The organism is Bradyrhizobium sp. JYMT SZCCT0180, assembly GCF_018130165.1.
In the GTDB taxonomy this organism is placed as follows: domain Bacteria; phylum Pseudomonadota; class Alphaproteobacteria; order Rhizobiales; family Xanthobacteraceae; genus Bradyrhizobium.
The window spans coordinates 14,358-26,819 of sequence record NZ_JAFCLZ010000037.1 but is presented as its reverse complement, the minus strand read 5'-3'; the positions used below and the strand labels follow the sequence as shown (position 1 = coordinate 26,819).

At 63.1% G+C, this 12,462-nt stretch carries 11 protein-coding genes; 2 read left to right on the top strand and 9 right to left on the bottom strand.

Annotation, left to right across the window (positions count from 1 at the left end):
• Positions 1–5: 5 nt before the first annotated feature.
• From JQ641_RS35765 to JQ641_RS38315, 3 genes are all read right to left on the bottom strand, one after another.
• Positions 6–1,685, bottom strand: coding sequence for a hypothetical protein (locus tag JQ641_RS35765; RefSeq protein ID WP_212001641.1), 1,680 nt, complete (start codon positions 1,683–1,685; stop codon positions 6–8).
• A 189-nt stretch (positions 1,686–1,874) separates the two neighbouring features.
• Positions 1,875–3,641: a Spy/CpxP family protein refolding chaperone gene (locus tag JQ641_RS35760; protein WP_249151123.1), complete on the bottom strand. Its 1,767-nt coding sequence runs from the start codon at positions 3,639–3,641 to the stop codon at positions 1,875–1,877.
• Between the two features lie 605 nt (positions 3,642–4,246).
• Positions 4,247–4,576: a hypothetical protein gene (locus JQ641_RS38315; RefSeq protein ID WP_249151122.1), complete on the bottom strand. Its 330-nt coding sequence runs from the start codon at positions 4,574–4,576 to the stop codon at positions 4,247–4,249.
• A gap of 71 nt (positions 4,577–4,647) precedes the next feature.
• Here JQ641_RS38315 and JQ641_RS35750 point away from each other — a divergent pair, with 71 nt between their 5' ends.
• On the top strand, positions 4,648–4,875 hold the full coding sequence (locus JQ641_RS35750) for a cysteine rich repeat-containing protein (protein ID WP_212001637.1): 228 nt from the start codon (positions 4,648–4,650) through the stop codon (positions 4,873–4,875).
• A 71-nt stretch (positions 4,876–4,946) separates the two neighbouring features.
• Here the strand turns inward: JQ641_RS35750 and JQ641_RS35745 are convergent, their stop codons facing one another.
• Positions 4,947–5,366, bottom strand: a complete 420-nt coding sequence (locus JQ641_RS35745; protein ID WP_212001635.1) for a hypothetical protein — start codon at positions 5,364–5,366, stop codon at positions 4,947–4,949.
• Positions 5,367–5,968: 602 nt separating this feature from the next.
• On the opposite strand from JQ641_RS35745, the gene JQ641_RS35740 reads away from it, so the two are divergent.
• Complete coding sequence (locus JQ641_RS35740) at positions 5,969–6,874, top strand: transglutaminase family protein (RefSeq protein WP_212001633.1); 906 nt, start codon at positions 5,969–5,971, stop codon at positions 6,872–6,874.
• 92 nt (positions 6,875–6,966) lie between these two features.
• Here the strand turns inward: JQ641_RS35740 and JQ641_RS35735 are convergent, their stop codons facing one another.
• The 5 genes from JQ641_RS35735 to JQ641_RS35715 all read right to left on the bottom strand — a co-directional run bounded on the left by JQ641_RS35735 (position 6,967) and on the right by JQ641_RS35715 (position 12,386).
• Positions 6,967–7,995, bottom strand: coding sequence for an ABC transporter ATP-binding protein (locus JQ641_RS35735; RefSeq protein ID WP_212001630.1), 1,029 nt, complete (start codon positions 7,993–7,995; stop codon positions 6,967–6,969).
• Positions 7,988–8,968: an ABC transporter ATP-binding protein gene (locus tag JQ641_RS35730; RefSeq protein ID WP_212001629.1), complete on the bottom strand. Its 981-nt coding sequence runs from the start codon at positions 8,966–8,968 to the stop codon at positions 7,988–7,990. Before JQ641_RS35730 ends, JQ641_RS35735 begins: the two co-directional genes overlap by 8 nt.
• Positions 8,965–9,786: an ABC transporter permease gene (locus tag JQ641_RS35725; RefSeq protein ID WP_212001626.1), complete on the bottom strand. Its 822-nt coding sequence runs from the start codon at positions 9,784–9,786 to the stop codon at positions 8,965–8,967. The genes JQ641_RS35730 and JQ641_RS35725 overlap by 4 nt, the downstream gene beginning before the upstream one ends.
• Complete coding sequence (locus JQ641_RS35720; RefSeq protein WP_212001623.1) at positions 9,783–10,718, bottom strand: ABC transporter permease; 936 nt, start codon at positions 10,716–10,718, stop codon at positions 9,783–9,785. Before JQ641_RS35720 ends, JQ641_RS35725 begins: the two co-directional genes overlap by 4 nt.
• A gap of 78 nt (positions 10,719–10,796) precedes the next feature.
• Positions 10,797–12,386 carry an ABC transporter substrate-binding protein gene (locus tag JQ641_RS35715; RefSeq protein ID WP_212001621.1) on the bottom strand — a complete coding sequence of 530 codons (1,590 nt, stop codon included), beginning with the start codon at positions 12,384–12,386 and terminating at the stop codon, positions 10,797–10,799.
• Between the last annotated feature and the right edge of the window lie 76 nt (positions 12,387–12,462).

The following is a 12,462-nucleotide window of genomic DNA, read 5'->3' as shown; positions in this document are numbered from 1 at the left end:
CCCTTTCAGCGGGTACGGCTGTAGAAATCCCAGCAGGGATGCAGCTTGTGACGCGTGAACTCCCGTTCCAGCACGGTACGGAAGGTTGCGGGATTGGTGTCGGTCGCGCCGGGGAGGACACAGGTGCGGAAAAACACACCGTCCGCGTCCGCCAGATAGGCTGACGCTTCGGTTACGGAGAAGGCCGGCACGGTGCGGCGGAAATCCATCGCCAGCGTGGTGCTGCGCGCGGGCGTCAGGCCGAGCAGCCGCGGAAAGGATTCGGCGAAATCGATGGTCGTATAGCGCTGCGCCTTGGTCGCGTAGCCAAGCCGCTGAAAATTCGCGCCGGCCTCGGCAACGCTGACAGCCCACGCCGCGCGCGTCGCCGGGCTGGTGCTGCCGGGATCGCCGTCGAGGTCAAAGCCGTTGTTGGCGGTCTCGTCGAGGAAGGGCAGCCATTCGGATTGCAGGCGCGTCATCAGCCGGGAGCCGGCGAGGGTGGCTGTTGGCACGCGCATGCCCGGAAGGAATGTCGCAAAGCTGTGATCGGTCGTGCCCTGCCGTTCCCGGACGAAGGTCGAAACGACGCGCTTTTCGACGACATCGGCAAGCGGCAGCACCAGTGTCGCGCCCAGTACCGCTGCGGCGATCAGTCGCCAGCCGCGGGTCGTACGCAGGCTCGGGTGGAAAAGGACGGCCGCGGCGGCAATCAATCCGACGCCGCCGGTGTTCTGACTCTCCGCGGCCAGCGCTACCGCGACCAGCAGCGCTGCGTCCACGACGAAGGCTTCCCGCGCGATGGTATCGTGCACGAAATTGAACGGGCGTCTGACCGCCGCGGTGAAATCGAGTTCGCGGGCCGCGAGCACGACGATCGTGATCGTCACCGCAAGCGGCAGCCAGTTGCGCGCCGAGGAGGCGGCGAGCCGGAAAGCGGCGCCGCCCCGGTTCAAAGCGCTCATCGAGACGATGTCGTGCAGGTAGCCGGAGACGAGCCCCCCGGTTGCCAGTTCGACCAGTCCCGCCAACGCGGCGGTAACGAACAGCATGGCGAACAGCGCGGCGGGTCGCGCGCGTCCGAGCAGCACGGCCGCGACGACGAGGCCGAGCATTGCGATCGCGGCGGTGATCTTGATGAAAATCAGGGCGGTCAGCAGGTAACCCAGCAACACGCCGTCGCCACGGGCCTTCGGCAGCACATACCACAATGCTGCCAGGAACAGGATCGCGGTGGCGAAGCGGTTATAGGTGGCAAAATAGCTGATCTCGGAGAGCATGGTGGAGTCGAGCGTGTAGGGCACCAGCACCACCACCGCGAGAACCGCGAAGCTGGCGGCAAATCCCCAGGGCGATTGAATGCGCGACGCGATGACGGCGAACGGCGGCACCACCATGAGCCACGCCAGCGCGTGCAGGCCGATGAACGGCTGCCCGCCGGGAAAAAGCCGTTCGGCGAAATGGGTCAGGTAAAGCGTGAGCGGGCCGATCGGCGAAGCAAAGTCGACGTGCGGAACTTGCCCGACACCGATGCGATAGGCGCCATCGAGGATGAAGACGAAATCCCACACCGCGCGGCCGTAGGGAACGACGTGGACCAAGGCCGCAACTGCGACGACCAAAACGGTGAAGCCAGCAATCGCGGTGATCCGCCAATTGAAAGGTGCTGCCCGGGACCTGATGAGGTCATAACTTGCTTCCGACATATCGAACCCTCAGCTATCGCGCTTCGGTCGATATGGTCTTTTGGAGCGGGAGCAAACTCGATTTAAGAATTACGGTAACTATTTAAGATGAACGTTCATCGCACTGCTTTTCGGCGTCTCAGAGTGACGCTGTTGGCACAACAATGTCGATCATTGGCACACAATTTTTCGGCGATCGGTCGCTTGCAATCAGCGGCCCGCGAACCGCCCCAGCGTGTTGAAGCGCGCCTTCTGCTCGCTGGCCAGCGTGGCATAGAAATCATCGAGCGCCGGCTGCACCAGTTTGGCCGACTGCATCATGGCCTCGAGCCGCTTCTCCATCGCCTCCAGCCGCCCGACCGGTGTAAGCGGTACGTCCACCGGACAGGCAGCTTGCAGCGTCTGAACGGCCGTCTCCGTGGCCTCGCGAAGGCGGTCGAGCGCTTCCTTCTGTTTGCCCGCCGGACGTATCACCGTTTCGATCCGCTCGATCGGCAGGTTGGTCAGGCCGGGCTTTGGCTCGCCGCAAGTATCCGGCTGCGCGCTCGCTTCCTGCTGCGGCAGCGGTTGCGAACGTTCGCCGATGTCGGGGCCGAGTGCGTTGAAGCGCGCCTGTTGCTCGTCGCTGAGCGAGCTGTAGAATTTCTCCAGGGCCGGCCGCACGATCCGCACGGACTCGAGCGTGGCGCTGAGGCGGTTCATCATCGCCCGCAAGCGGCCGGGCGGGGTCATCGCAAACGAGTCGACGCAGGATTCCTTGAACGCATCAGCGGCCATTGCCGCCGCGTTCTTCAAATCGTCAAGCGCCGGGCGCTGCTCGGGCGTCGGCCGTACGGCCTCCTCGATCGAAGCGATCGGCCAGGCGGTGATACCTTTTTCAGGTTCCTTGCACAGTTGCTTGAGGGCCTGTGGGCTCACGTCCGAGCTTTCGCGCGGCCGGGAGCCGCCGATCACGCCGTCGCTCTCCGAGCGCCCGGTCGAGCCGAGCCTGGCGTAGGCGGAGTACGGACTGTCCGCGCCCCAGAACACGGTATCGACGAAGTCGTCGTAGGCGTAAGCCCAATAGCCGCTGTCGTACCCGGCGGGCCAGAACGTGTATTCGAAAATGTCGGAATAGGCGTAGGGCCAGAACACGTGGCCGGCCCACGGCACAAACGCGGCGCGCAGGCCGCGCTTCCAGGCGTGGCGGGGAGCCCAGCCGTGCCGCCCGCCCTCGAGTGCCGCCTGGACCTGCGGATCAGGATTGCTGCGGAAGCGCTCGGCAAACCGCCCGCGGGCGGCGGCCTGCACGGCGGCAGCGGCAGTCTCGGTCTGCCTGCCGGAGGGCGGCATTCCCAGTTCCTGCCGGCGCGCCACATCACGCTGCTGCAGGCGCTGTTCATGCTGGAGCTGTCGCTGCTCGGTTTGCAGCAACCGTTGCTGCGCGCGTTGTGCGCGCTGGCCTTCCGGCTGTCGCGACTGCAGCTCCTGCACGCGCCGCTGCAGCCGATCGATGCGCTGCTCGCGTTGCACGCTCTCCCGGCTGAGCGTGTCGCGCTGCCGTTCCTGCGTGGTTTGCTGGAGCCGCTGCAGACGCTCCTCACGCTGCAACTGCCGCTGTTCCGTCTGCAGCAACCGTTGCTGCACGCGTTGTGCGCGCTGGCCTTCCGGCCGTTGAGACTTCAAATCCTGCACGCGCTGCTGCAACCGGTCGATGCGCTCCTGGCGTTGCGCGTTTTGGGGCGAAAGCCTGTCGCGCTGCCGCTCTTGCACCTCTTGCACCGCTTGCTGCGGCGGTTGAATGCGCTGCTCGCGCTGGCCGATCCGATCCTGCCGGGATGGGCTCGCCGCGGCCGGTGCGCTCGGGCGCGACGGTGCTGCAATTCTCGGAGCGGCCGGGCGCGGTGGCGCGGCAATCTGTGGCGCCGGACGGGGCGCCATCGCCGGCCGCTGCAGCGGCGCGGCCGGACGGAACGCCGGCGCGGCGGGCCGCGCCATAGCGGGCGGCGGTGCAGGCCGTGCCATCGCGGGAGGCGGCGCGGGGCGGGCCATGGCAGGAGGTGGCGCAGGACGCGCCATAGCAGGAGGTGGTGCGGGATGAGCCATGCCGGGCGGCGGTCCCGCAGGCCGGCCCGCGCCCGCAGGCGGTCCATGCCTTTTCTCCTGGGCGGCGGAAGAGCCCACGCTCGCCGCTAGGATCGAAACGCCGAGAAGAATTGCTGAAAGGCGAAGGCTGGGTGCAAGCATGATCGTCGCTACCTGGCAGCTCGTTAGTCGCCCGTCTCTCTCAACGCGCGAGCGCGGCAATCGGTCTATGATCGCCATTGCGGCTTTGCGACGCAGGCTGACGGCGCACAAGCCTGACGAAACTCAAAACCTGACCAAACTCAAATCGGCGCAAGACCGTTTTACGGTTGGCGGGTCGATTGCACGTCGAGCCGCTCCGCTTCAGCGGTCGCAATCACCGCCGCTGTCGCAGTGACGGCAAGCGCCACGATTGCAAAGGCAAGTCCGATGAGTCTCAAGCCGCGCGTATCCGCCATCGGTCAGGCCCTTATCCGAACGCATATCGAAGCGACGTTGCGACGCTTGCCATCATGCCATCACCAATTCTCGGATCCCAGGCGATCCAGATACGAAAGTCCGGAGCATGTCAGTTCTTCAGGATCGCTTTCACCAGCTTGCCATTTTCCGCTCAGATATCTCTCAAGCGAGCAACGACGCGGATCGGCCGCGGCAACATCGTCGTGCGTGGCCAGATGCACTGTCCAGGCTCGATCGACAGCAGTCTTCAGCGGAAAATCGTCGTCCATTTCGAACTCCAAATCAGTCGCGTTTACATTCAATTCGATCGGGCGACAAAAGTTGCCGCTTTTTCCCGAAAATGTTTCATCCCGGCGGATCAGATGAAAGGCCGCCCCTGCCAGGTGCACGGGGGTATGTCGATCGAGGAACCGCAGAGCGGGAGCAACGTTTTATTCCGGTCAACATAGGGAGCATCGCTATGCGTTCGATCGTCCTGGTTCTGGTCATTCTGCTGACCGAGACTTCGCTGTCTTTTGCACAGGGTCAGAAGGGTACAGCGCAGGAACGGCAGGCCTGCACACGGGATGCGCAGCGCTTTTGTCGGCAGCAATTGGGCGATGATGGAGCGGTTCAAGCATGCCTGCAACAGAACAGGGCCAAGCTGAGCTCGAGGTGCCAAAAGGTATTTGCCAGCCGCGGCATGTGAGGCGCTGTGTTCTCGACAAGTCGGGTTTGGACCTGTAGCGGACTTGCGGGCGCTATTGTTTGCTCAGCGGATCACCCAGCCGGTCCCGGAATGAAGCAGCGCCACATAGGGATCATGCTTCCGCGGCTGTCGTAGCGCGGCCACCACCAAACCATCGCAATGCCGCTGAGGTTCGGCTGGTCGATCACGACGGAGTATGGCACGTCGAACCATTGCCCGGGTTCAGTTGGCCGATGCGGATGCTTCAGCAGGACCCTGTAACCACCTTTCGCCATATCCCACTCGGCCTCCACGTGCTGGCCATCTCCGGAGTCACAACAGCCTACGCCCGCCTTGTTCTTTAGGCTTTTGAACCACGTGTTGAGTTCTGGCCGCATCGCGTCATGCGGATAGGCTGTGCTGATCCCGAGAAAAGCAGCCGCACTCAATCCTGCCACACGAGCTGCGATCAACCGATAGAAACGCGTCGGTCGTCCATTCGAGTTGGTCATGGAAACCTCCGTTTCCCCCCAAACCCGCTCTTGTAGGTCATCGAGTCTACGCGACCTTTCAACCGGGCGGCGCCGCCACCTGGGGGTACTCCGTATGGCTGACCTGAACGGGAATAAGTGGCAGTTGGGCTGTGCTGCGGGACAAGGCTACGAACTTTCGCAGTGGTCACCACGGTCGCGTCGTTGAATCCGATAAGGGTACGTTAGTTCGGTCAGGCCCTCTGTCATATTTGATCCTAACAAGGGCCAGAACGCGTTCTGCCTTTTTTGCGCAGGAGTTAGTTTGCGTTTGGCAATGAACGTCTGAATTTGGCGCAGGCAGCGGACAGGCTCTCCAAGTCAGGTTGTGACCCGGAGCGGACGCCGGCCAAAAGCAATGCCGAGCTTGCGCTCCAGGATGTTGAGTGTTCCACTCGGTGCATCAGTTGCACCGATGGAGTGCCACTATTGCGGATTCAAGCGCTTCTGCTGCCGATCAAGACGCTGGTGCTCAGCAGACAGTAGGTCCTTGTTTAGCTGAGCGTGCGTCACCCTTCTAAACCTAAAAATCAGGAGATCGAGATGATGCAGGGCGACTAACCACATCACCACGGGAGGGAATAGTGGCGATTCTTTTCGAGATAAAACACGTCACCGGCTACAAATATGCGAACCCGGTTACGTTTGGCACACACCGCGCCATGTTCTTGCCGAGGCCTGCCGCACGCGGGCGCCTCCTCAGTTGGTCCGCAAGAACCAGCCTTGCTTCCAGGATTCGCTGGGTCAGTGACAGCCTCTCCAATAACGTGACAGTGATGGAATTCACTGAGCCCGGCAAGGAACTGACGTTTACGTTTCAGTTTCGGGGAATCCACTTCGGTGCAAAAGACGTTGAAGAGTTTCCGCTGGAGAAACGGGCTGAGCAAGTGCCGTTGCAGTACACCCCGGACGAGTGGACTGATCTTTCCGTCTATTTGCGCCCTCATGCCGAGGACCCTGATGCCAGTGTTGCCGCCTGGGCCAAGAGCTTCGTTGCCGACAACCAGGATCGCACGACGGATGTTCTACGACGGATGCTGGACACGTTCCACGATACCTTCCGCTACAATGCCAGGGACGCCGAAGGCACCCAGTCTCCCGGTGAAACGCTGAGCTCGAAGTCAGGAACCTGTCGGGATTATGCTTGGCTGATGATCGAGACATTGCGCCGACTCGGCTTCGCCTCGCGCTTCGTAAGCGGTTATATCTACGATGCCGCGCTGGATGGCGGCGAGGTGGGCATGACCGGCTCCGGCGCAACGCATGCATGGCTCCAGGTGTTTCTCCCCGGTGCCGGATGGATGCATTATGACCCGACCAACCGCATCAGCGCCGGCTATGATCTAATCGCAGTGGCGATTGGCCGCCATCCGGGCCAAGCGGTCCCTCTGGCAGGCTCGTGGGCTGGTAAAACGCAGGATTACCTGGGCATGTCAGTCAATGTCACGGTCCGAAAGCTCGGTGACGTCTCCGACTCGTCTGAAGGATAATTTGCGTCGATATCCTGAAACGGCGTGCTCCAATCCGGATTTCGTCGCCAAATAGATTCTGAAGCAGAGCGTTCAGCCGCCGCGCGGAAATCTCAGCTTTCGGTCGAGGCCAGCGCCGCCTGACCGGCAATCTCGTCGGCTCGCCAGCAGCGGACCGCGTGTCCGTCGGGCCGCGTTTCAAGCGATGGCCGGGGCTCGCGACGGCACACGGCTTCGGCGTAACGACAGCGCGGACTGAACGCACAGCCGTCCGGCGGATTGAGCGGATTGGGCAGCTCGCCCGGTATCGTAGCAAGCGGCGCGCGGCGCAGCGGATCGGGAATCGCGGATATCAGGGTCTGTGTATACGGGTGCGCCGGCCGTTCGAAGATTTCGCGCCAGTCGCCGCTCTCCACAATGCGTCCGAGATACATCACGGCGACCCGGTCGCTCATGTGCTCGACGACGCCGAGGTCGTGGCTGATCATGATGTAGGAGAGGCCGAGGGTTTCCTTCAATTCCAGCAGCAGATTGATGATCTGGGCGCGGATCGAGACATCCAGCGCCGATACGGGTTCGTCACAGATGACAATCCTGGGATTGAGGATCAGCGCGCGGGCGATGCCGATGCGCTGACGCTGGCCGCCCGAGAATTCATGCGGGTAGCGGCCGGCTTGTTCGGGCCGCAGGCCGACATGCCGGAGCATCGCGGCGACACGGTCGTCGACCTCGCTCTTGGCCCTCACGCCGTGCAGGCGCAGCGGGTCTTCCAGCGTGCGGCGAACGGTCTGGCGTGGATTGAGCGAGGCGTAGGGATCCTGAAACACGATTTGCACGATGCGGGCCAACGCCTTTCGATCGCCCGATTGCCGATCCGTCACGACCTGGCCGTCGAGCACGATGCGGCCGCGCGTCGGCGCCTGCAGGCCCAGTATCGAAAGCGCCAATGTCGACTTGCCGCATCCGGATTCGCCGACCAGACCGAGGCATTCGCCGCGCTTCAGTTCGAGATCGACGCCGTCGACCGCACGGAGCAGCCGCCGGCCGCCGCCCAGTAGGCCGCCACCGACGGGAAAATGGACCGCGAGATCCTCCACGCTGAGGATGACATCGTCGCCGGGTCTTGCCGCAGGTTCATGCATGGTGATGGCACCTGACCAGCCCGCCCGCACTGAGCAAGGTCGTCTCCGGCTCGGTGGTCCGGCAAATGTCGGTCGCCCGCGCGCAGCGTGGATTGAAGCGGCAGCCGTCCGGGAAATCCGTGATCGCGGGCACGACGCCCGCGATCTCCGTCAGCCGTGTCCGGCCAAGGGCCGCGCGGCTCCCCAGCCGCGGCAGCGAGTCGACCAGGCCTTGCGTATAGGGATGCGAACTGGTGCGGAAGATGTCGTCCGAGCCGCGCTCCTCGACGATGCGGCCGGCATACATGACGGCGACGCGGCGGCAGACATTGGCGACCAGGCCGAGATCGTGGCTGATCATCAAGATGGCGGTGCCTCTCTCGGCGCATAGATTCCGCATCAGCTCGATGATCTCCGCCTGCACGGTGACGTCGAGCGCAGTGGTCGGCTCGTCGGCGATCAGGAGATCCGGCCCGCAGGCGAGGGCGATGGCGATCATCACGCGCTGGCGCATGCCGCCTGAAAGCTGGTGCGGGTAATCCTTCACCCGTCGTTCGGGTGCGGGGACGCGAACGCTCGCCAGTGCCTCGACCGCCAACCGGTTGGCCTCCCGCCAGTCCTTGCCCTGGTGCAGCACGAACATCTCGGCGATCTGCCGGCCTACGGGCGAGACCGGATTGAGCGCCGTCATCGGCTCCTGGAAGATCATGGCGATGCGATTGCCGCGCAGCGCGCGTTGCTCGGCCGCCGAAAGCCTCTGGATCTCCCGGCCGTCAAATCGGATGGCGCCGGCGCCGATCGAAAGTGGCTGGCGCAACAGGCCGATCAAGGCCAGCGCTGTAATACTCTTGCCGCAGCCGGATTCGCCGACGAGTCCAAAAGTCTCGCCGCGGTCGATGCGGAATGAAACGCCCTCGACCGCCGCAACATGGCTGGATCGATAGTTGAGATCGATGCGCAGATCCTCGACTTCGAGCAGCGGAGGGCCCGTCATGTGCGCCGGCTCCGCGACTGTGGATCGAGAATGTCACGCAGGCCATCGCCGAGCAGATTGAGTCCGAGCACCGTCAGGAAGATGGCGAGGCCGGGGAAAATCGAGAGCCACGGCGCCGTTGTGATCTGGTCGCGGGCCTCCGAGAGCATGCTGCCCCAGCTTGGGTAGGGCGGGCGGACCCCGAGGCCGAGGAACGAGAGTGCGGCTTCGGCCAGTATCGCGCCGCCCATGCCCAGCGTGCCGATGACGATGATCGGGCCGACCATGTTCGGCAGCAGCTGCGTGATCATGATGCGCAAATCGCCGTAGCCGAGCACTTTTGCGGCCTGCACATAGCCCTGGCTCTTGAGCGACAGCGTTGAGGCCCGCGCGATCCGGCAGGTGAAGGACCAGTTGGTCAAGCCGAGCGCGATGAGCAGGCTGGTCAGGCCCGGTCCAAGCACCGCCATGATGGCCAGCGCGAAGATCAGCGACGGGATCGCGAGCATGAGGTTGGTCAGCCCGTTGACGAAATCGTCCCACCAGCCGCCCCAATAGCCCGCGGTCAGGCCGAGTGTCACGCCGATGACGCTGTTGACGAGTTGCGAGACGATACCGACCGTCAGCGAGATGCGCGCGCCATGCACGACGCGGGAATAGATGTCGCGGCCCTGCGCGTCGGTGCCGAACCACCAGATCCAGCTCGGCGGCTCCTCGGCATTCAAGAGGTTGGCATCCATGACGGGATCGGTATGCGCCAGCCAGGGCGCGAGCAGGCCGACGATGACCGCCAGCGCGAACAATGCCCCGCCGATGATGAGATTGGCCCCTAACCTCATGCGTATCGGATCCTCGGATCGATCACGCCATAGAGCAGGTCGATCAACACATTGATGGTCAGAAAGAACAGCACCACGACGAGGATGGAGCCCTGGACGGCAGGAAGGTCGCGCTGCAGGACACTGTCGACCAGCAGCGAGCCGATGCCCGGCCAGGAGAACAGTTTCTCGACGACCACCGCCTGGCCCATCAACGCGCCGAACTGCAGGCCGATCGTGGTGAGGATGATGACGAGCGCGTTGCGCATCACATGCCACTTCACGACCCGGGTTTCGCTCATGCCCTTCGAGCGCGCGGTGCGGACAAAATCCGCGGTCATGATCTCGAGGACGGCGGCGCGCGTCGTCCGCGCCAGCAGCGCCATCGGCGAGACCCCGAGGGTCACGGCCGGCAGGATCAGGTATTTGAGCCCGCCGTCGCCATAGCCGAAACTCGGCAGCCAGCCGAGTTTCAACGCAAACAGGTACATCAGCAGCAGCCCGAGCCAGAATTTGGCCATTGAAAGCCCCGACACCGCCAGCACCATCGAGAGCGTGTCGACGAAGCTGCCCGGCCGCAGCGCCGCGATGAAACCCAGCGGTACGCCGATCACGATCGCAAACGTCATCGACGCGAATATCAATTGCAGCGTCGGCCACATCCGTTTGGCGAGCATGGTCGTGACCGGCTCGCGCGTGCGGAACGACGTCCCGAAATCGCCGGTCGCGAGCTTGGCGACGTAGGAGCCGAAGCGGATATAGACGGGATCGTCGAGGCCGAGCTGTTTTTTCATGCGCTCCACGACCTGCGGGTCCGTCGGACCCCGTCCGTCATCGTTCATGCTCGATATGATGCTGCCTGGCACGACGCTGAACAGCACGAAGATCACCAGCACGACCGCCAGCACGGTCGGAACGGTTTGCAGGATTCGACGGATCGCGAACGAGAGCATCAGGCCTGTTCCTCCCTCCCTCTATCGTTTTTGCGTTTTTGCGATGGAGGGAGGGCGAGAGCGCGTGTCACTTCTAGGTCATTTGGCGGGCGAGGTCTCGGCGACCCAGAGGTCTTCGACATTCTGATGCGTCAGTTCGGTCGCGTTCAACTGAATCCCCTTCAGCCAGGGCTGCACCGCCATGACCGCCTTGTTGTAGTTGAAGAACCACACCGGCGCTTCGTCATAGAGCAGGGCATTGGCCTTTTGCAGCAGCTGGACGCGCTTTGCGGCGTCGTCGGTCTGCCCGGCCTCATCGAGCAGCTTGTCGAAATCCGCGTTCTTGAAAGCCGTGTAGTTGCAGGCCGATTGCGGCGTCGCCGAGTGGAAGCATTTCAGCGCGGCCTGAGGGTCCGGGCCGGTGGCCTGGGAATAGATGAAGGCCTGGAATTCGCCCTTGCGGGCGACCTCCGCCAGCACGGCGGTTTCGACCTGCTTGACCTTCACCTTGATGCCCACCCTGTCGAGCATCGGGATGATGGCCTCGACGATCGGCAGGCCCCAGCTTTCATTCTGGCTCGCCGTCCATTCGAATTCAAAGCCGGTGGGATAGCCCGCATCCGCGAGCAGCTGTTTTGCTTTCGCGGGATCGAAGGCGTAGGGCTTCATGGTCTTGTCGTAGGCGGGGGAGGTCAAAGGCAGCCAGCTCGTGGCGCGATAGGCCTTGTTCTTGACCAGCTTGCTGATGATCAGATCGGCATCGATCGCGTGGTTGATGGCCTGCCGCACCCGCTTGTCGGAGAACGGTTTGAATGAAGGATTGATGCCCATGTAGCGCGTGAAGACCTCGGCGACTTCGACGATGGTACCCTTGAGGGCGGGGTCGGCCTGATAGGCGACGTACTGCGCGGGTCCGAGCACCGAGGTGTCGATTTCCTTGTTACGGAAGGCGACATCGCGCGCCGCGGCTTCGCCCATGATCGACACGATCATCTTGTCGGCGTACGGCTTGCCGGGCTTGTAGAACTTGTCAAACCGCTCCAGCACGACGCGCGATCCCGGCACGTGCTCGACGAACTTGAACGGCCCAAGGCCGATCGGCTTCTGGATGAAGCTGTCCTTGGCGCCCTCGTCGGCCGGATAGATCGAAGTCAGCGCGGTGAAGAAGTAGAAGCCCGGATCGACCTTCTCGGTCAGCTTCATTTCGAGCGTGAAATCGTCGATTTTCTTCAGGCCGGAGATTTCCTTGGCTTTGCCCTTCTCGACCTCGGAGGCGCCCTCGATCATTCGGACAAAACGCGCGCCGGGATAGGCCTTGGCGCCGTCCATGATGCGGTTGTAGCTCCAGATGACGTCGTCAGCCGTCATCTTGCGACCATGGTGGAAATAGGCGTCGTCGCGCAGCTTGAAGGTATAAACAAGACCTCCGCCCGAGACGATGGCCTCCTTGGCGAGCTCCGGAACCGGCTTGCCCTCGGCCGAGTCCCAAATGTAGAGCGACCGATGCAGGCCCTTGGCGACGATCTCGTCCTGGGCGCGCTGCGTCGTATGAATGTCCATGCTGGTGAAACTCGAGCCATAGGGCGCCGTCATCCGAATGGTGCCGCCCTTGCGTGGCGTCTGGGCCTCCGCCGTGACTGATAGCGCCAGTCCCAAACCAGCCACGATCGCAATCTTCTTGAACATCATGTTTTCTCCAACCGTGCAGGAGCATTCCGGTTCGAGAGTTGATCACTCGCGGCATATCGAGCGCAAGGTTTTCGTT